This window comes from Nostoc sp. JL33 (assembly GCF_017114985.1).
Classification (GTDB): domain Bacteria; phylum Cyanobacteriota; class Cyanobacteriia; order Cyanobacteriales; family Nostocaceae; genus Nostoc.
This window is the reverse complement of record NZ_JABXKP010000079.1, coordinates 1-18,277: the sequence shown is the minus strand read 5'-3', so window position 1 is coordinate 18,277 and position 18,277 is coordinate 1. Positions and strand designations below refer to the sequence as shown.

Sequence of the window (18,277 nt, the reverse complement as noted above, 5' to 3'; positions counted from 1 at the left end):
TTTTATAAAAAACACAAACATTAATACTTATAAAGTAAGATACTCATCATTCAAATCACTAATAAACATATATCCAGGAGAATGAGTAATTGCTAGTTCAGGTTTTGCTTGCATAATTGCAGTTTGAGTAGTGACTCCGCAAGCCCAAAAAACGGGAATTTCGCCATCACGAACTGTGACAGCATCACCATAATCAGGTTTTTCTAAATTTTTAATTCCTATCACTTCTGGATTGCCAATATGCACAGGAGAACCATGTGCTTTATAATATCGACTCGTTACTTCTACAGCACGAACAACGTTATTAGCTGGAAGTGGACGCATCGAAACTACTAAGGGACTGGAAAACATTCGAGTCGGGATACATTCAATATTTGTCTTGTACATTGGAACGTTTTTTTGCTCTTCTACGTGCCTAACTGGTAGTCTAGAGTTGAGCATGGCATTTTCAAAGGAAAAGGAACAACCAATTAAAAAGGCTACTAAATCTGTTTTCAAAAATGATTTTATATTGGTTGTTTCTTCAATTAATTCACCGTGTCTAAAAATTCTGTAGCGAGGTAAGTCTGTTCTAATATCGGCACCTGGAGCGATTATTTTAGGTTCATATTCTCCAACTTCTGTGACATCAAGTATTGGACAAGCTTTTGAATTTCGTTGACAAAAGAGTAAAAATTCAAATGCTAAAGAATATGGCAATACAACTAAGTTCGCTTGAACAAACCCTAGTGCAAGCCCAGAAGTAGGTGTATCTAATTTTCCGTCTCGACAAAGCTGGCGTATTTCGGAAGGAAGAGAAGAAAAGTTTAACATTGAAAATCTCCTAATAATTTTCAGAAAGTAAGTACGTTTGGTTAATGAAATTAAACTTCAAAGCTTTATGCAAGACGTTGCAAAATTAAATGATTACTTTCAGTTAATCTTGCTTGCCAGTTAAGTTCCACTACAATTGTGCTAATTTTTTCGACAACGATCGCAGGCCCATTAATACTATCTTCTGGTTGTAAATCTTCCCGCCGATAAACAGGCGTATCATGCCATCTGTCAGCAGTAAACATCTTTACTATCTCAACGGCTTCGGGGGCTTCAACTAGAGAACGTGTACGAGTAATTAAAGGTTCTTCGGGTGTCTCTATTTTCTGAATTACTTCTACTGAGGCTGATTCGACAATTAAAGTTTTATCTAATTGGATGAAACCATAGCGAGATTTATGTTCATCCTCAAATCCTTGCCGCATCAATACCACATCATCGGCAAAGTTAACGGTCAATGTAGAGTTAGTTCCTTGATATTTTAAGTTGACTTTTTGGACTATTTCTGGTTGAGCATTCGCTTCATTTATTTCACTTATAGCTTGAGTTTCTAAATATTCCATTAACTGGTGTAATTTAGGAATTAATGCTTGGGTTAAAGGCTGTTCTACTCCTCCTTCTCTAATCGCCCTGACATCAGCTAATCCCATTCCATAAGCAGAGAGAACACCAGCATAAGGATGTAGAAATATCTTTTTCATTCCCAAGGTATCGGCAATTAAACAAGCAACTTGCCCGCCTGCGCCACCAAAACAACAAAGCACATATTGGCTGACATCATAACCCCGTTGCAGACTGATTTTTTTAATTGCGTTCGCCATATTTTCGACTGCGATCGCAATAAATCCAGCCGCTACTTGTTCGGGAGTAGAATGATTTAATGTAGCGGCTTGAATATCTTGGGCTAATTGTGTAAATTGCTGAATGACAGTATCTTTATCTAAAGGTAAATTCCCATCGATTCCAAAAACTGAGGGAAAATATTGCGGGTGGATTTTGCCTAACATCACATTGGCATCAGTAACCGCTAATGGCCCCCCACGTCGGTAACAAGCAGGCCCAGGATTTGAACCAGCAGATTTAGGGCCGACACGATAACTAGAACTATCAAACAAGAGAATTGAACCGCCTCCAGCCGCAATCGTATTAATTGCTAATACGGGAACTCGCATCCGCGCCCCAGCAATTTCCGAATCTAGTTGTCGTTCATACTCTCCTTTAAAGTGGGCGACATCTGTACTTGTTCCCCCCATATCAAAGGTAATAACTAACTCAAAACCTGCTCTTTTACTACTTTGAACCGCACCGACAATACCACCAGCCGGGCCACTCAAAATACTATCTTTGCCTTGAAATTGTTGGGCTGTAACTAAACCTCCATCAGATTTCATAAACATTAATTTAACTCCGGGTAACTGACTCGCTACTTGGTTGACATAGCGACGTAGAATCGGAGTCAAATAAGCATCTACTACTGTTGTATCTCCTCGGCTGACTAATTTCATTAACTGACTAACTTGATGAGATACAGATATTTGTGTAAAGCCGATTTTTAAAGCGAGTTTGGCTATTTGTTGTTCGTGTTCAGGATAGCGATGGCTGTGCATAAAAACAATCGCACAACTCCGAATTCCTGTGTTATAAACTGCTTGTAAGTCATTTTTGACCTGTTGAATATTTATTGGAATTAATTCATTGCCATGAGCATCATAACGTTCATCAATTTCAATCACCTGCTCATAAAGCATGGTTGGTAAAATGATCTGACGGGCAAAGATATTAGGACGGTTTTGGTAGCCAATTCGCAGCGCATCTTTAAACCCTTTGGTGATCAGAAGAATAACCCTGTCTCCTTTCCTTTCTAACAGCGCATTTGTTGCTACTGTTGTCCCCATTTTTACTACTTCTATGGCTTCAGTAGAAATGGGTTCGTTGCTGGAAATACCCATGATATCCCGAATTCCTTGGATGGCTGCATCTTGGTATTGTTCGGGATTTTCTGAAAGTAGTTTATAGACTATAATCCATTGCTGATTAGGCAGAGTCACAATTAAAAAACGTTCTGGATGTTTTGAGAGTCTGTCTATAATTGCTTGATTATTAGTAACAGCAACAATATCTGTGAATGTACCACCGCGATCGGCAAAAACTTTTAACATTATTCTGTTTCCTCAACTCTATACAGGTAGCATAACAATGGGTTATGAAGTCTTTCTACTTCAGGTGTGAAATATTTTTCTACAGATGTGGAATCTTAGATATAGTCAATTAACTGTGAAACATAAATCTTAAATTGTCCATTGCCATTTAGAATGTTGTGCATTCCATTTTACAGCTACTATTTCTGCTGGGGGATTGATGCGATCGCCATTTTTTTCAAATTGGATAATTCCTGTAACTCCTTTCACTTGTTTTTTGTCTTCTTTGAAATATTTATTCATGTATATCAGTAAAGATTGACTATCTGAAATGTCAAATTGCTCTAAAATTCTCAGAATTATTAACGCTGAGTCGAAAGCTGTTGCACTACGCCATGTCAAGTTTTCTTCTCCCCATAATTGAGTACCTAGTTGACAAAACTTTTGCCCTAGTTTATTTTCACTATTGCACCCATTTGTTTCGCTGTGCCAATGCCAAGGAACACAAGCTATAATTTGACACTCATTTTGATTTACCAAATTATACTGACTTTGCTCATGAATCCAATGTAAAACATTCTCATGGTAAAAAGTTGCTGAACCAGCTATTAGACAGTTATTAATTTTTAATCTACTAATCAGCCCAGCATTATCGAGGGAATTAGGTTCAATTCCTCCATCAGGAATTATGATAATAATATCAACCTCATTCTGTTTAATATCTGCTAAATAAGCTTGAATATGATAATATTTTTCGCTAATATAACTACATTCTTTTAGAAAAATAAACTGTTCCTTATATTGCTCTAAACATTTTTTAATAGTATTTCTGTATGAAGTGCTATAACTACTATTTTTATTATAGATAATAGCTACTTTTTTATGATCTTTACCGGATAATCCTTCTGTCAAGTAATGAGCTAACTGTGTGGCATTTATGCTATCTTGAGTAGTCAGTCTAAAAAAGGATAGGCTTTCACCCCCAGATAAATGAGAAAGTTCATTAGAGGTACTGCTAGAGTTTACTAAAATTAGTCCATTTTGAGAATATAACTGTAGTGCCTTCTTAGTCATTTCACTTGAATAGTGACCGATGATAGAAATCAGGTTTAATTGTGGCGCTAAATTGGCTAAATTCTCTGCTGTTTGGCTATATGGTGCATATAAATTATTAGGATCATTGACAATTAAAATTTTGAAGGCTATTTGACTATCTGTATTATTTAGAGTAAAAAAATTATCGGGTTTTATCTCATCTAAATTTATCTCTTTTCCTAGTGAAATTTTCTCAAAGCTTTGAAGATTTACTTGGAGTTGAATTTGAGCAATACCTCGTAAAATTTCAGATGCAACATGACCTTGATTATGATAAAATGGCACAACTACAGCCAAAGTATAAATCTTAATTTGTTTTTCTTGTAAAAGAGATTGCTTATATTCAATTAAACAGTTATTAATATAAATTAAAATTTCTGGATTCCCTGTACCATAAATTTCTATTTCTTTTTTCCAAGCCCAAATAAAGCACTTTAATGCTTGATAATAAAGTCCTTGCTGATAAAATTTATTCCCTTGTATCTGTAACTCCACAATATCTTGATTTGGGGGAGAAAGAAAAATTTGTCTGCCAAAACTACCTTGAAAGTTATCATTATTTAATTGAGGAGCAGTCTGCAATTTATATCCGTTATTAGGATGAAGTAATAAATTAAGCAGCTTAACCCACTTACCAGCTATCTGTTCTTGGTCAATTTGCATCAGTTCTGCTATTCTGGGATAAATATTATTACTGAGCCTATCTCTAATTTGTTGGTCAGATAAATTGAATATTTTAGCTATATGTTGTCGAGAGTGTCCCAATAGAGATTGACAAATGATTTCCTTGTCAAGTTCACTGATTTGCCTTCTATTTGAAGCTGTCTCTAATTTATGAAAGAAAAGGTCAATATTAATATTTAGCTGTTCTATAACCTGTTGACAGTTTTGACACACCATAATTATCTCTCATCCTTTTTTCAAAATGATAGTCTAATTCCTAACTTAGGTGATCCTATGGGTGTCGAACTAATTTCTATTGATGTTGACAATTAGATAGCTTGCTGGTTTAGCGGAATTACAATTGCAAATTCTGTACCTTGTCCAGGAGCAGAAATACATTGTAATGTTCCCTGATGTTTTTGAGTGATAATCTGGTAACTAATAGATAAACCTAATCCAGTACCTTTACCAACTGGTTTAGTAGTAAAGAATGGTTCAAATAAGTGTTTTTGTACCTTTTCTGGAATGCCTGTACCATTATCGGCAATGCGAATAACTACCTGATTTTCGCTAGTGAGTTTAGTATGAATGCGTATCTGGGGAGTAGGAAGCGCTTTTTCCCCTACTCCCCACTCACCATTCTCCACTGCCTCTTCTAAAGCCTCGATCGCATTTGCCAGAAGATTCATAAATACCTGATTCAGTTGTCCAGCATAACATTCTACTAATGGCAGATCGCCGTATTCTTTGATGACTTCAATTGGTAGATTGTTAGATTTGGGCTTGAGGCGATGTTCCAAAATCATCAACGTACTCTCGATCCCCTCGTGGATATTCACAGCTTTCATCTCTGCTTCATCTAAGCGGGAAAAGTTTCGTAGAGATAGAACGATTTCTGTGATTCTTTCAGCACCAACTGTCATAGAAGTTAGCAAGTTTGGCAAGTCTGCTATCAGGAAATTTAAGTCTATGGCTTCTGTTTTTTCTTGAATTTTAGTTACTGGATTAGGATAGTTTTGCTGATATAATTGCAACAAACTAAGTAAATCTTGGATATATTGATTGGCAAAAGTGATATTGCCATAGATAAAGTTAACTGGGTTGTTGATTTCGTGCGCTACACCTGCTACCAACTGCCCTAAGCTGGACATTTTTTCACTTTGCACCAGTTGAGAAGCTAGGTGCTTTGCCTCTTGGCGCAATTGTGCTTCTGAGTGTCGCAATATCTCTTCTGCTTGTTTGCGCTGGGTAATGTCGTGGAGAATAACGACATACTCCTGAAAATCTTGATGGGGTCGGTCTGAAATGGAAACTTCCAGGATTTTGTTTTTCCCATTGCGGAGTAAAGTTTGTTCGCTGCGTTTTGCCCACTGGTCTGGATAGTAGACTAATGCGGGTAGCCATTTGCTGAGGTGTCCCCGCAACTCAGAGGGATTGACACCAAAGAAAGATTCAGTGGCTGGGTTAGCCTGTCGGATAATGCCTCGATCATCCACGACTAAAATACCATCCTGGGCAACAGTAAACAGGTGTTCGGCGGCTTCTCGTGCTTCTGCGATCGCCACCACTTGAGGTAAACTTGTCCAACAGGCGATCGCTACTCCCACAAATGCCACCGTCATCAGTAGCACCACAAATAGATTTTCGCCTCCCGTACTCGCAACTTTATTAAATTTGATACCAAATAACCAGCCAACTCCCACTGCGCTGCACAGTAAAAATATCAGGATACTCACCTGGAGAACTACTGAGTCTTTGATAATTACCACAGGGCGCGATTTATATCGCCGCATCCACCAATTGGGATGGAATGGAGGGAAGTTCACACGGCGAACCACCGCATCAATTCCCATAACACCAATGGGAAATAATAGCCCAATTAGCAAGTTGAGCCAACCCCAGGCAAATCCACCCACCACTAGCACCACAGCTTCTAACAGCAAAATGCCCAGAGATATACCAGGGAACAAAACTTCCGGGCGATCGCGCCGCAGCCAAAGCCCTAAATGGAATAACATAAAGGAGACAAACCAACCGATGTTACCAACAGCCACGATTCGCGCTACATCTCCCCAAATCAGATAGATGAAGCACAACATCAGTGTCAATGTCAATGCTGGGACAAATACACCCCGGCGTGATACAACGGAAAATACTGATGAGATGTGGTTATCTAAGGCCAGTTGATACAAAATTCGAGGGCAATTAGAAACAACCGTTGCCGAACCTAAAAGACAAGCAGCTACTAGCAAAAAGGAAACACTTACAGCAGCTGATTTTCCCCAAAAGGGCTGGGAAGCCGCCACAAGATTCATAAAAGCATTGTCTTTGAGGTTTGGATCTGTTGCTAACCGCATCATTACCCAAGATCCCCCCAAAAAGATCGGTGGCATCATCCAAGCCGCAACATCTAGAAAGCCTAGCGTCTGCGTGGGGTGGCGGCTATCAGCGACAAAAGAAGAAGCCGTTTCACAACTGTAGGTTGCATAGGTGACGAAAAAGAACCACTTTGCCCAATCTACAAAGCTCAAAGATGACCAATTGCTAGGAAAAAACCCAGGACTATCACTAGAGAACGCTAACCAGCCAAGACCCTGTACACAGAAGGTAATTAGCAATCCAAAGGCTGGAATTACAAAAAACAAATGTAAAATACTCAAGGCGCGAGTCCCACTAAACGCCACGATAAACGGCAATAGTGTAAAGCCAATATCCAGAAATATGTCTGGACAGGCAATACCCAGCCCCTCCATATTCACCTTAATTAAATCTCTGAGTACGATCGTATTAACTGCTAAGTAAGAAACCCAGTTGAGGAGGTATCCAATTGCTGCATAGCGAGCTAGTCCGGGGTAGTTTTGCAGCAGCTTGGTAGCATAGTTAGGTGTTCCTCCAGCCACGTTCATAAAATGCATACCCAAGCGTTTTACCTGATAGTTGAGCAGCATTCCCAAAATCACCGCAGGTATCCAAACAAAAATAGCTTGGGAACCCAGAGCAGCATGAATTGCTGGAACTAATGCTGTCCAGGAAATATGAGCTGTCAAACCAAAGCCCCAACTTTCAACAGCACTCAGGCTTCTAGTCAAGCGGGGGTAAGAAGATTGGCCCAAAGTGGCATCAGCAGGATAGGACATGATTGGCAGTGCTGGGTGGGATACTGTAATTAAGCTTATTAGTTAGAGTTCCCATCTCCTAAATGTTCTGAACACAGAGTAGGGGCGCACAGCTATGCGCTCCTGCAAATGTACAAATAATTTGGGATAATTTATTTTTTTGGAAGTCCCTTATATCCAAAAGTTATTTTTAAAGCAGTAAACATCAAAAAGCATGAGTGGCAAATTAATTGTATTTGAAGGGGTAGAAGGCTGTGGTAAAACCAGCCAAATGCAGCTTTGTTCTGAGTGGCTGGAAAGTCTGGGTGTTTCTGTGGTTGTTACTCGTGAACCAGGAGGAACAGAGTTAGGCTTACATCTTCGGCGCTTGTTATTGGAGAAGGCAGAGGATAAACCAGTTGCAGAAGTGACAGAACTTTTGTTGTATGCTGCTGACCGATCGCAACACGTTGAACAAGAACTCAAACCAAATCTCGCAGCCGGGAAATATATTTTATGCGATCGCTACACCGACTCTACCATTGCCTACCAAGGATATGGTCGGGATATTAACATGAGTTTAATCAATCAGCTTAACTATATTGCCACTGGTGGCTTAGAGAGTGATCTAACTATTTGGTTAGATGTCGATGTCGAGGTGGGACTGGCCCGCAAACTAGACAGCAAAGTAGGACTAGACCGGATTGAACAGGAGACAATCGCTTTTCATCGGCGCGTTCAACAAGGATACGCACATTTAGCAATATCCCATCCTTCACGAATTGTTCGCGTAGATGGCAGTTTGAGTAAAGAAGCTGTACAACAGGTAATTCAAGGAATTTTGTGCGATCGGCTGCACTTGGCGAGGTAGGGCAAAAATAAACCTAAAAGTTTTTAATGAGAGTTTGGGCAAACTAGATATGGAGAAAGGTCTAGTTAATACAAGGCAGTAGTAAGAAATAATGGATTGTAATCGTCTGGATTATATCAAAAGTGTCAGTGATAAAGGTGATGAGACACAGTGGGCGTATTCTGCTGAATCTATCGGATCTAAATTTCAGTTGAACTTTAAAACAGGTAAAGGAGTAGAATCTCACGCCCGTAAATTACCAAAAGGCTCTTTTATCATCCTTTCTCAAGTACCGCATGAGTGCAAAGACAAAACCACAGGAGAGCAAAAAAAAATACCAGATGGGTGCAAAAAGAGATACCTGACACACATAGTTGAACTGGTTCATGAGGGAAGTGAGGATGAACCTCGATGGGGAGAAGAACCGTGGGGGATTTTTCGAGAGGTTAAGGTTCATTGGATTGCTGATTTGAGCAATTGGCAGAGTATTCCTGTTGATAAAGAGGTAATGCGAGCCGAATGGGGTTGCTATAACACTTGCGCTAAATCGTTGTCTAGTCACAACTTAATGAAGGAGTGGTGTACTATCGATAAATTAAGAGAGCGCTTAATAGAAAAATTGAATTTGGAAGTCATCCAATAATTTGGAACCCTCAGAACCCAGTACGGTGAACTGAGAACCTAAGGGACTTCCAAGAAATAAATTATCCATCTTGTGGGATGGGTGTCCGCACTACTTTTTTTAAACCAGCTGCAATACGGTTCAGTTAACTAAAAATCTCAATTTTTAGAAAAGTTGTTGGAGTTTAGTGCAACAACTTTTTACTACTTCCCTTTTTTCTCATCCAGTGCTTTTTGAATAGCTTCTCTGCAAAACTCAGGAGGGTCGTCTTGTTGCTGCACTTCCTCTTTCATTGTCTTAGTAATACGTAAATTTAATCTTTCGGTTAATGGTTCTTCTCTGTCTGTAGTGAACGGTTTTAGATTCTCTGGCTTGCCCTTGTTCTTGGTCATTTGTATAGAAATATAAATAATAATATTCTCCACATGCCTACCAGTGGAAAATATTTAATTGGTGGATGTTCACCCTGGTAAAGTTTGCATCCACCGATACCACTTTTACAAATGGGTAATTCTATTTTATGTTCACAAGGTCAGAACTCGAAATCAAAACCACTGCCCAGTTGAGAGACTTGTGTAGGCGTTACGGACTAAAGCCCACTGGGAATGGAGGGTACAAGACTAGTTGGATTGTTACCTTGATGGCATTTCCACAGATAGCACTCTCTCAATTAAGGCAAGCAAGAGGGTTAAAATCACCCGGCTTCAGTGTTATTCAATTCCTCGAAGGGGTCGTAGATGAGATGAACTCCCCCACTGATGAACAAGCAGCCCTGATTAAGCTAACAATGGAGGGCAAGGCTATGAGCTACCCTGACCGATACGACCAAGAAAGTTTACTGAACTTGCACAAAGCTAAGATGCACCTTGAAATGGCGATCGGACTGCTAATTCAGTAAATCAATTTACGAGCCGAACGCACCTAGTCCCCGGCAACATAAAGCTGGGGACTTTTTTATATTCCATATACCTAAAGGGACTGCCGTAGGCATCACCGAAATAAAAATTAATTTTGTTAGGGTTTGATTACCAGATTATTTGGTAATTACTAAATAAGTTGGTATTATCTTCAGTAGATTACACAGATAGACTTATCCATTTTGAAAGACGCAAATCTAACAAGAGGTTTGCGGCTAGCTTTGGCGTAAAGATTCATTATATTATCCGCTCCTGCTTCTCCTCTGAAACCAAAATATTTCTGATGTAGAGGCTAAGGTTGTCAGTCTCAAGACTATCAGCAAGAACTTCTGGAGACATTTGTAAATCTATTTCCGATCGCTTGTTTTTAGTCTAAACTCCAGTTAAAACTCCATCACTCAAAACGTCAAAACCTCAAAGCGATGTCTGACGAAAAGCGGCTGTGCGTCTACGCGACAGAATTTTAAATTGTTGAGAGTGATGGGAAAATAACAATAAAGCGATCGCCTTTATCCCAATGTCAATACTTTTGCTGAAAAATCTGCCACTAGTCGTTTTGTCTGTAACCAACGCACACCCAAAAGAATGTCTTGGAGTTCATCTCCACCCAGAACTTCTATGGTGAACTCTTCTCCATCTAAAAATATAGCTCCCTGATACAAGTTAAACTGTGCTTCTCCCCGCGCCGTTCGCATATCTTCTCTCTGACTTTCCCGTAACCATCCCAGCGAGAGAGCATCTTGGTTATCAATTGCTAGAGTGCCAGTAAATCCTGTATCTAGTAACGCCTGTACTGGGATAATATCACCATCAGCAGCTATCAAACCAATTTCAAAAATTAACTCGCCTTTACTGTTAAACTCTCCGAAAATCATATTTTGCCGCAGGCTCCAGTCTCATTGATTCGCATCATGAGACGCAAAGTATCACCAAATTTATCACGAGCCTTTTGTCTAGCAACATCCTCATTTGGATCTATAAAATAGTCTCCACTCTCAGGCTCAATGACTATAAACCAGTCGTAGTGTTCTTTGATTAACTCTGGTTGAACTCTGTCAAATACTACTCGACAACGCTGATAAAATACCTCATCTTCAGCTTTGCGTCGGGCTTTTTCTTCTGGTGATAGTTGACGTTCTGGAAATACTCTTCCTCGACGTGGTGTGTGATTAGAAGATAATTGTGTCATTTTGTTTACTATCTACTAAATAGTAGGGGTTTACTTTTTATATATTGATTATATCTGAAGCGATCGCCAGAAATAAGTTATCAATATTCTTTCAGATCAAGCTATCTTTTTGAAACCTCATATTCATCAATCCAAAGGTCAAAAAAAAAGCGATCGCTGCTTTCAAATAAAGAACGATCGCTTTTTTTCAAATTACAAAATACAGCTTAAGCAGCAACAGGTTCCAACAATTTAATATCAGAGAAGATAAATTCTTGAATAGAAACTTGTCCTGCTGTCTCGGTGCGAATCTCCCGACGATTTAAGATGAAATAGTCACCAACTTTTTCATATTCATCGATAAATTCGCTTCTACCGCCCTTTTGTTCCCCAGTCTTGGGGTCATGGTACACAGAGTCATAGCTGTGGGACAGGTAGCCTTCTCCGGTGTCGTGACTGCTGAAGGTGTCAATTGTCACATAAGTACCGTGGATTAAACGGTGAACATGGCATACTTCATTATTGCGGACTTTGTATTTATCGCCCTCAGCCTTACCACCCATTAAAAGCTCAACCGCACCAGTTTCGTCAGTTTTACCATAGCTAAACGTATTGGCGCTGTGGGTGTCTTCAAAGCTGCGGCGGATGCGGTGAATTGCAATCTCCCAGGCTTGACCATGAATTGCTTGCTTTGCTGGCTCGTCATCTACATCCAAAACTTCCGCTTTCAGATTGGCATTGATGCGAACTTTGCCTGTAAACACCTTATCATCATGCTTAAAGGTAATATTTGCGGTATAACCGGGGAAATTTTTGTCCCAAGTGTAGCGGTTCTCATAAGCAGCCCGGAAAAGTTCCTGAGCAGAGAGTTGTGTAACTGTCATGTGCTTCTCCTAGTCGCTACTGTAATTAGCGTTTTAGTTTCCTTGGTATTAGCATAGAAGTAATTGTTGAGGCTTGGATAGTCCCCAACTGGGTACACTTATGGTTAATTCTCTCCACGCCGTATTTCATGCGATCGCCAATGTCCAAAATGAGCAAGAATTAAGACTAGCTCTCACAGACAAAATTGGCGAACATTTTGGCGTGCAAAATTGGGGTATTTATTTCCTAGATGAGCAGCCAACCTCTGAGATTGATGTTCAGGGTATTCCGGCAGTATGCTTAGAAAGCAATCCAGTCGGGCGTTACGTGGTTGAGCGTCATGCTCCCGCCCATGAGCAGTTATTATTATCACCAGGAGACTGGAAGCATTTTTGCTCACGTTCCGATCACGAACACGTAATGACTGGGCCAATTGTTTGCGATGGTCGTCTTGTAGGAACGTTTAACTTAGCCCGCGACAAGGGAAATCCTGCTTTTAATGGCAACGATTTAGCTGACCTAAGTGCCTTATGCATTCATTTGTCAGCAAAAATGGCGACCCTACGGACGAAACCAAAAACATCCAATTCCCTTTTAGTATGCCCTCTAACAGCGCGTGAGTTAGAAATTGCCGAGTTGGTAGCGCAGGGGTTAACGAACGCGGAAATTGGGGAAAAACTTTGGATTACGCAAAATTCCGTCAAACAAGCTTTGAAGAGAATGTTTCGTAAGTTGAAGGTTTCGGCGCGTGCGGAAATGGTGGCAAAGCTGCAAGATATACAAGTTTCTTGAAATACTCACCCCTCATGCTGGACGGTGAGTATTTCAATATCACCTATAAATAGAATGGCACGTTTTACTAAGAGCGATCGCGCATCTAACAACGAGCCTGCTACCACACTTTTGGCATAGCCTTTACCCCGCAGCGCTGGTGGTGTCCATACTCCACCAATTTGTACAATATCAGGCAGGCTGGCATTAAAGGCAGAGTAAGAAACTGGGGTATCTCCTGCTACCAAAACCCAATGCATAGCGATCGCTAATCTTTCACTCTATGACTAGTAAACGCTTTTATCACATTGGCTTTGGACAAGATGATTTAGGTTCATCGCCTCCCAGCATTGCCCTATTATCTGGCGATCCAGAGCGATCGCGTCTAATTGCTCAAACTTATTTACAAGATGTGCGCTTGTTGTCAGAAAATCGCGGACTCAATAGCTATGTAGGATATTTACCTAATGGTCGCACCATCTTATCAGCTACTAGTGGTATGGGTGCGCCTTCATTAAGTATTGTTGTCAATGAGTTAGTACAAGTAGGAACCAGGCAAATTATTCGCATTGGAACTTGTGGTTCCATTCAACCTTATATACCAGTCGGTAGCGTTGTTATTAGCAGTGCAGCATTGTGTCGCCAAGGTGCAGCAAATGACATTGCGCCTGTGGAGTATCCAGCCGCAGCCGATCCTTTTCTCACAGTCGCTTTAGTTAAAGCAGCACGAGAATTAGAGGTTGAACATTACACAGGAATTACGGCATCAGTTGATACTTTTTACGAAGGACAAGAACGCACTGATTCAGCGAATCCAAATTTAATGCGATCGCTGCATGGTATTACAGAAGAATATCGCCGCTTGAATATCTTGAATTATGAGATGGAATGCGGCACACTCTTCAAAATGGCAGGAGTGTATAATTTTGCTGCTGCTGCTGTTTGCGGTGTAGTAGCTGGGCGTACTGATGGTGAAAATATCATTTTAGAACAAAGAGATATTGCTGTTAAAAATGCGATCGCAACTGCTGTACATGCAGCAGAAACCCTTGAATAATAACAAATTTATCTTCTCTAACTTCTTTGTCTGCCAGATTTAATATGCTCTAAGTAGTTTTATCATGTCTTTACCTAATCTTTAATTTATCAATCAGTAATTATAGATAAAATGTATTGAGTTAAATGCAATTTAATCTTCTGTAGGCACTTAAATAAACAGGAAATTAAAAAAATAAATAAATAACTTAAAATTCCAAAAAGTGTATGATGAACATAGACAATAATTGTGACACAAACAACGCCAATTATTTTAGGTTTTTTTGTAATCAAGGCTTAAAACAAATTAGCTTTCTATCTTAAAAAAATGGATTGATAGCACAAATTATTGCAGCGATTATGATAAGTTAAGCTATTAAAAAAACTCAGTGAAATTGGAGAAAAATATAAGATGAAGAATGCTTGGAGGCGTTGGATTACGACCGTTAATCTAGCTGCAATCGGACTAATGCCGACGCTGATATTTTTAGCATTCTCTCATCAGGCAACAGCTGACGATCCAGGAGCATGTTACATGATAACCTCCTCTGGTAAAACCGTTGGATTGGGAAGACTTTGTGGCAATAGTAATATAGCCGTACCTTCAGACAGCAGAGTTTTTCGAGTCTCAATCAAACGCCGCTTTGGTGGAACTCCTGTGATCGATGTCACCTTCAACGACAAGAAAACCTTTGAAATGATTGTAGATACAGGTTCCAGTGAAACTATTATCACCCAAGATATGGCGAATACACTTGAACTCCAGGCTACAGGGACAATGCAAGCCCAAATTGCCGATGGTAGTCAAGTAGAATTCCCAACCAGTAAGGTAAAATCTATTGCAGCAGGTGGAGTTACAGCCAATAATCTTCAGGTAGCGATCGCACCAAAAGCAAGCATCGGCTTACTGGGTCACAATTTCTTTGGCAGCTATGATATTAAAATTCTGGAAAAAGAGGTGGAATTTCATCACCGCTAATGTTCGCGGCTAAAAACGTAGTATCCTACGTTTTGGTATCTAAAAATAAGTCCAAAATCATCAGGAGAAATCCCATAGGATTACAAGGAATAGCGGAGTGATTGTCAACTCATGACTAAGCTAATTGAATACGAAGAAGCCAGCGACGAAGTACGTGCAGTATATGACGACATCCGCGCTACACGGCAGAATGACTATATCAATAACTTTTGGAAAGCTATAGCCAATCATCTCCCTACCTTGCAACGAACTTGGCAAGCGGTGAAAGAAGTGATGACTGGCCCTGGTGAGATTGATCCACTGATGCGCGAACTAATTTACATCGCCGTGAGTGCGACGAATGGCTGTGAGTATTGCATTGCCTCGCACACAGCAGGGGCGCGTGCCAAGGGTATGAATGATACCATGTTTGGGGAACTAATGGCGATCGCAGCCACTGCCAACATGACTAATCGCCTCGCCAACGGCTATCAAATTCCAGTGGACGAGAAATTTAAGACGTAGGAGTGTAGCCTTGTCCATCCCTGCTTAAGATAATTAGCAGAATTATTGACTATGCCCAAAGTTCAGATTAACGGGATTGATTTGTTTTACGACATTAAGGGAACCGGTGAGCCTTTGCTATTAATAGCTGGCTTCCTTTGTGATCATGCCTATTGGTCGCTGATTATGCCATCGTTGATTTCGCAGTATCAAGTCATTCGCTTAGACAACCGAGGTATGGGGCGAAGTTCTGCTCCCGAAAACCCCTATAGTCTGAAGCAGATGGCTAGTGATGTTGCAGGATTGCTCGATCACATCGGAATTAATAAGGTGCATTTAGCAGGTCATTCAATGGGTGGTCAGATAGCCCAAGAGCTAGTGTTAACATATCCTGAAAAGGTACAAAGTCTGATGCTACTTTCATCGTTGGCAAAAGGTGATGGATTATTCAATAGCATCATTGAGACTTGGGGCGAACTCTGCGGTAATGTAGACCTGAAACTTTATGAAAAAGTCGTATTACCTTGGATATTTACAGATACGTTCTACTCGATTCCTGGGATGATCGAAGGTCTGATCGAGTTTGCAATCAGATATCCTTTCCCACCTGCGACTCATTCACTCTATCATCATAGCCAAGCCATGCTTGACTTTGACACAACAGACCGCCTTCAACAAATTTATTGTCCTACCCTAGTTCTAGTTGGTAAACAAGACATTCTTACCCCGCTAAAGTTTTCTCAGCAACTTGCTCAAGGCATTCCCAACGCTGAACTTTTAGTCCTCAACGGTGGGGGTCATGGCTTCTTAATTGAATCGCCGGATGCTGTAGTTTCAGCCATGCTTAACTTCTTGGGGAAGTTGAACGCTCCCTACAAATCGTCACGACAACAAAAAAATTTAAGGACAGGGAATGGCGATCGCTTTGTTAGCGAGACTTAAACATTTTTGAGGAATAAACAAGCTCAAACCCATGCAGGGTAAGGGAAATACACCAAATGCTCAAAAATGGCTCAAACCCAGATATATCAATAAACCAAGCAAAACGATGTCAAAGTCTCTCTGTATATAGGTTTGAGGCTTTTTTCTTGGTGTTTTTTGTCTAAGTCCCATTAGTTAATTCCTCAAAGAGAGGGATGTTGCAAAAATTATCTTGACTACTTGTGTCGTAGTTAATCAACTTATACAATTCAACCATTAATAAAACTCTTGTATATACTCGATTTCAAACATCTGGTTGTTATACTTCTTACAAGAAGACCAATTAAAAACATCTGCAAAGCTTTTTGAGAACAGGCTGTACAGTAACCAAATAAATCTAGTACAGTTCGGCGTAAATAAACCACCCATTTGAAATGTCTAAAACCCTTACGCAATGGTAATTACGAATTACGTTAGCGACGCGCAAAGCGAGTTCGCGTACCCTTATACCAATTTAATATGAAGCTGCATAGAAAAGAGCTTCTAGGATAAAGTTATAAGAAGAGATAGATATTACCTGCTCAAGTGTAAGTTGGTCGAATATTTCTTGGATGCGATCGCGTAAAGTTTGTAAAGAAGAGAAAAGTTGATTTTTGAGTGGTTTCTTGAGGAGCTGCCAAAGCCTTTCAATGGGATTGAGTTCAGGGGCTGAAGCTGGTTGAAACAGAGGAATAATATTTTCTGGCCAACGAATTGCGGAACTTGTATGAGCAGGTGCTTGGTCAACCTGTAAAATAGCATAGTCACCACCTAATTGTTGAGATAGCCAGTCCAAAAACTGTTGAAAACACTCGCCATTCAATTTTGGATACTCATAAAAGAAGTGGTCTCCAGTCAATGGTTCAATTGCACCATAAATCCAAAAATTTTCCCGTGGCCATTTCACCTCAACAGTAGGCTTGACTCCAGAGGCAGTAATCACTTTTCCTGTGAGAGTTTTCAGTCCCACCCTCGTTTCATCCTGGCACAGGTAGCGAACAGACTTGCCGGGTGCTAGATGTTCTTCTAGACAATTAAGAATGATTCCGAGTTTTTTTTAAATTCAGATACCAATTTTTCGTCTTGTTTCTGGCTTTGAGGACGAGGTACTTTTAGCTTTGCTCTTAATCGATATCGAACCCAAGCATAAACCGTTGCATACTCGATATTTAATCCATGTTCAAGTTTCAACCACTCAACGATTGCACCATAGCTACTAAAGCCTTTTCCTGTTGTTAACTCTTCTTTGAGTGCTGCGATCGCTGCGTCATGAATTTTCCGTTCTGCTCCTGGAGCTTTTTTGATTGACAATAATTCATATAGCCCACCTGATCTATACTTTTGCAGCCACCTTGTCACAGTTGAGGTATCTTTCGCCAAGCGTTTTCCAATTTATTGCTGCTCTTTAACCTGTCCGCTTTTTATCCACCACAGCATAATAAGTTTTTCTTTCTGGTTTCCCAAGTTAGCTGTTTGTAGACGTTTTTTAAGTTCTTCTTCGCTCTCTGCGATTTCAATCTTAAAAGGGCGGCTCATGGTTATTTTAATTTATCGAGTTTGTTTTCTCCATTATATGCAGCTTCATATAAAACTGGTATTACAGGGATCTTGCTAGCAAGAGCGTCTCCTAGAGAGCGTCATTACGAATTACGAATTACCCAAAGCGGTACTAGGCTTGAAAGTGAACATTTATATCAAACAACACTAATGTCGCATACGTTGATTAATTTAACATTGCCAATAGTCATTCAAGAAATTGAGAATGTCTAAGAGGGTGTTTATAAAATAATTCTTAAGCAGGTGAGCTACTATGATTACGAGCTA

20 protein-coding genes are annotated in these 18,277 nt (G+C 40.1%); 8 read left to right on the top strand and 12 right to left on the bottom strand.

What is annotated here, in order from left to right; all coding sequences use genetic code 11:
• Positions 1-27 precede the first annotated feature (27 nt).
• From HWQ23_RS23490 to HWQ23_RS23475, 4 genes are all read right to left on the bottom strand, one after another.
• The gene (locus HWQ23_RS23490; RefSeq protein ID WP_292833588.1) at positions 28-813 is read right to left on the bottom strand and encodes a putative hydro-lyase; all 786 of its coding nucleotides are present in this window, start codon (positions 811-813) and stop codon (positions 28-30) included.
• Between the two features lie 65 nt (positions 814-878).
• Positions 879-2,972 (bottom strand): hydantoinase/oxoprolinase family protein, encoded by a 2,094-nt coding sequence (locus HWQ23_RS23485; protein WP_292833586.1) that lies wholly within the window; start codon positions 2,970-2,972, stop codon positions 879-881.
• Between the two features lie 129 nt (positions 2,973-3,101).
• Positions 3,102-4,946, bottom strand: coding sequence for an ABC transporter substrate-binding protein (locus HWQ23_RS23480; protein WP_292833584.1), 1,845 nt, complete (start codon positions 4,944-4,946; stop codon positions 3,102-3,104).
• A 92-nt stretch (positions 4,947-5,038) separates the two neighbouring features.
• Positions 5,039-7,846 (bottom strand): ATP-binding protein, encoded by a 2,808-nt coding sequence (locus HWQ23_RS23475; protein WP_292833582.1) that lies wholly within the window; start codon positions 7,844-7,846, stop codon positions 5,039-5,041.
• Between the two features lie 193 nt (positions 7,847-8,039).
• On the opposite strand from HWQ23_RS23475, the gene tmk reads away from it, so the two are divergent.
• A complete protein-coding gene (gene tmk / locus HWQ23_RS23470) occupies positions 8,040-8,675 on the top strand; it encodes a dTMP kinase (RefSeq protein WP_292833580.1) in 636 nt (211 codons plus the stop codon).
• A gap of 91 nt (positions 8,676-8,766) precedes the next feature.
• Positions 8,767-9,297 (top strand): hypothetical protein, encoded by a 531-nt coding sequence (locus HWQ23_RS23465; protein ID WP_292833578.1) that lies wholly within the window; start codon positions 8,767-8,769, stop codon positions 9,295-9,297.
• A 182-nt stretch (positions 9,298-9,479) separates the two neighbouring features.
• Here HWQ23_RS23465 and HWQ23_RS23460 read toward each other — a convergent pair whose 3' ends face one another.
• Positions 9,480-9,668: a hypothetical protein gene (locus tag HWQ23_RS23460; protein WP_292750468.1), complete on the bottom strand. Its 189-nt coding sequence runs from the start codon at positions 9,666-9,668 to the stop codon at positions 9,480-9,482.
• Positions 9,669-9,796: 128 nt separating this feature from the next.
• Between HWQ23_RS23460 and HWQ23_RS23455 the strand changes: the two genes are divergently transcribed.
• Positions 9,797-10,174 (top strand): hypothetical protein, encoded by a 378-nt coding sequence (locus HWQ23_RS23455; protein WP_292833576.1) that lies wholly within the window; start codon positions 9,797-9,799, stop codon positions 10,172-10,174.
• A gap of 528 nt (positions 10,175-10,702) precedes the next feature.
• Here the strand turns inward: HWQ23_RS23455 and HWQ23_RS23450 are convergent.
• From HWQ23_RS23450 to HWQ23_RS23440, 3 genes are all read right to left on the bottom strand, one after another.
• A complete protein-coding gene (locus tag HWQ23_RS23450) occupies positions 10,703-11,068 on the bottom strand; it encodes an aspartyl protease (RefSeq protein WP_292833574.1) in 366 nt (121 codons plus the stop codon).
• Positions 11,065-11,382 carry a hypothetical protein gene (locus HWQ23_RS23445; RefSeq protein WP_292833572.1) on the bottom strand — a complete coding sequence of 106 codons (318 nt, stop codon included), beginning with the start codon at positions 11,380-11,382 and terminating at the stop codon, positions 11,065-11,067. The genes HWQ23_RS23450 and HWQ23_RS23445 overlap by 4 nt, the downstream gene beginning before the upstream one ends.
• Positions 11,383-11,588: 206 nt before the next feature.
• Complete coding sequence (locus HWQ23_RS23440; protein WP_292833570.1) at positions 11,589-12,245, bottom strand: DUF3386 domain-containing protein; 657 nt, start codon at positions 12,243-12,245, stop codon at positions 11,589-11,591.
• A 100-nt stretch (positions 12,246-12,345) separates the two neighbouring features.
• Between HWQ23_RS23440 and HWQ23_RS23435 the strand changes: the two genes are divergently transcribed.
• Positions 12,346-13,017, top strand: coding sequence for a LuxR C-terminal-related transcriptional regulator (locus tag HWQ23_RS23435; protein WP_292833568.1), 672 nt, complete (start codon positions 12,346-12,348; stop codon positions 13,015-13,017).
• Between the two features lie 5 nt (positions 13,018-13,022).
• Here HWQ23_RS23435 and HWQ23_RS23430 read toward each other — a convergent pair whose 3' ends face one another.
• Entirely contained in the window at positions 13,023-13,256 is a 234-nt protein-coding gene (locus HWQ23_RS23430) for a GNAT family N-acetyltransferase (RefSeq protein ID WP_292833566.1), read from the bottom strand.
• 23 nt (positions 13,257-13,279) lie between these two features.
• On the opposite strand from HWQ23_RS23430, the gene HWQ23_RS23425 reads away from it, so the two are divergent.
• The 4 genes from HWQ23_RS23425 (at position 13,280) to HWQ23_RS23410 (ending at position 16,435) form a co-directional block, all read left to right on the top strand.
• Positions 13,280-14,053, top strand: a complete 774-nt coding sequence (locus HWQ23_RS23425) for a nucleoside phosphorylase (RefSeq protein ID WP_292833564.1) — start codon at positions 13,280-13,282, stop codon at positions 14,051-14,053.
• A gap of 390 nt (positions 14,054-14,443) precedes the next feature.
• Positions 14,444-15,010 (top strand): retropepsin-like aspartic protease family protein, encoded by a 567-nt coding sequence (locus HWQ23_RS23420; RefSeq protein WP_292833562.1) that lies wholly within the window; start codon positions 14,444-14,446, stop codon positions 15,008-15,010.
• 111 nt (positions 15,011-15,121) lie between these two features.
• Positions 15,122-15,514, top strand: coding sequence for a carboxymuconolactone decarboxylase family protein (locus HWQ23_RS23415; RefSeq protein WP_292833560.1), 393 nt, complete (start codon positions 15,122-15,124; stop codon positions 15,512-15,514).
• A gap of 51 nt (positions 15,515-15,565) precedes the next feature.
• Positions 15,566-16,435, top strand: a complete 870-nt coding sequence (locus tag HWQ23_RS23410; RefSeq protein WP_292833558.1) for an alpha/beta fold hydrolase — start codon at positions 15,566-15,568, stop codon at positions 16,433-16,435.
• A gap of 493 nt (positions 16,436-16,928) precedes the next feature.
• On the opposite strand, the gene HWQ23_RS23405 is transcribed toward HWQ23_RS23410, so the two are convergent.
• The 3 genes from HWQ23_RS23405 to HWQ23_RS23395 are packed head-to-tail and all read right to left on the bottom strand — an operon-like array spanning position 16,929 to position 17,989.
• Positions 16,929-17,495, bottom strand: coding sequence for an IS630 family transposase (locus HWQ23_RS23405; protein ID WP_472850441.1), 567 nt, complete (start codon positions 17,493-17,495; stop codon positions 16,929-16,931).
• Positions 17,480-17,833 carry a helix-turn-helix domain-containing protein gene (locus HWQ23_RS23400; protein WP_292833554.1) on the bottom strand — a complete coding sequence of 118 codons (354 nt, stop codon included), beginning with the start codon at positions 17,831-17,833 and terminating at the stop codon, positions 17,480-17,482. The genes HWQ23_RS23405 and HWQ23_RS23400 overlap by 16 nt, the downstream gene beginning before the upstream one ends.
• Before the next feature lie 12 nt (positions 17,834-17,845).
• Positions 17,846-17,989 (bottom strand): hypothetical protein, encoded by a 144-nt coding sequence (locus tag HWQ23_RS23395; protein ID WP_292833552.1) that lies wholly within the window; start codon positions 17,987-17,989, stop codon positions 17,846-17,848.
• Positions 17,990-18,277 lie beyond the last annotated feature (288 nt).

Bases quoted from the DNA above. Each gene is read 5' to 3' on its own strand.
- HWQ23_RS23395 (WP_292833552.1), bottom strand. From the start codon at position 17,989: ATGAGCCGCCCTTTTAAGATTGAAATCGCAGAGAGCGAAGAAGAACTT.
- HWQ23_RS23420 (WP_292833562.1), top strand. From the start codon at position 14,444: ATGAAGAATGCTTGGAGGCGTTGGATTACGACCGTTAATCTAGCTGCA.
- HWQ23_RS23425 (WP_292833564.1), top strand. From the start codon at position 13,280: ATGACTAGTAAACGCTTTTATCACATTGGCTTTGGACAAGATGATTTA.
- HWQ23_RS23445 (WP_292833572.1), bottom strand. From the start codon at position 11,382: ATGACACAATTATCTTCTAATCACACACCACGTCGAGGAAGAGTATTT.
- HWQ23_RS23410 (WP_292833558.1), top strand. From the start codon at position 15,566: ATGCCCAAAGTTCAGATTAACGGGATTGATTTGTTTTACGACATTAAG.
- HWQ23_RS23485 (WP_292833586.1), bottom strand. From the start codon at position 2,972: ATGTTAAAAGTTTTTGCCGATCGCGGTGGTACATTCACAGATATTGTT.
- HWQ23_RS23415 (WP_292833560.1), top strand. From the start codon at position 15,122: ATGACTAAGCTAATTGAATACGAAGAAGCCAGCGACGAAGTACGTGCA.
- HWQ23_RS23455 (WP_292833576.1), top strand. From the start codon at position 9,797: ATGTTCACAAGGTCAGAACTCGAAATCAAAACCACTGCCCAGTTGAGA.
- tmk (WP_292833580.1), top strand. From the start codon at position 8,040: ATGAGTGGCAAATTAATTGTATTTGAAGGGGTAGAAGGCTGTGGTAAA.
- HWQ23_RS23465 (WP_292833578.1), top strand. From the start codon at position 8,767: ATGGATTGTAATCGTCTGGATTATATCAAAAGTGTCAGTGATAAAGGT.
- HWQ23_RS23460 (WP_292750468.1), bottom strand. From the start codon at position 9,668: ATGACCAAGAACAAGGGCAAGCCAGAGAATCTAAAACCGTTCACTACA.
- HWQ23_RS23450 (WP_292833574.1), bottom strand. From the start codon at position 11,068: ATGATTTTCGGAGAGTTTAACAGTAAAGGCGAGTTAATTTTTGAAATT.
- HWQ23_RS23430 (WP_292833566.1), bottom strand. From the start codon at position 13,256: ATGCATTGGGTTTTGGTAGCAGGAGATACCCCAGTTTCTTACTCTGCC.
- HWQ23_RS23440 (WP_292833570.1), bottom strand. From the start codon at position 12,245: ATGACAGTTACACAACTCTCTGCTCAGGAACTTTTCCGGGCTGCTTAT.
- HWQ23_RS23490 (WP_292833588.1), bottom strand. From the start codon at position 813: ATGTTAAACTTTTCTTCTCTTCCTTCCGAAATACGCCAGCTTTGTCGA.
- HWQ23_RS23475 (WP_292833582.1), bottom strand. From the start codon at position 7,846: ATGTCCTATCCTGCTGATGCCACTTTGGGCCAATCTTCTTACCCCCGC.
- HWQ23_RS23480 (WP_292833584.1), bottom strand. From the start codon at position 4,946: ATGGTGTGTCAAAACTGTCAACAGGTTATAGAACAGCTAAATATTAAT.
- HWQ23_RS23435 (WP_292833568.1), top strand. From the start codon at position 12,346: ATGGTTAATTCTCTCCACGCCGTATTTCATGCGATCGCCAATGTCCAA.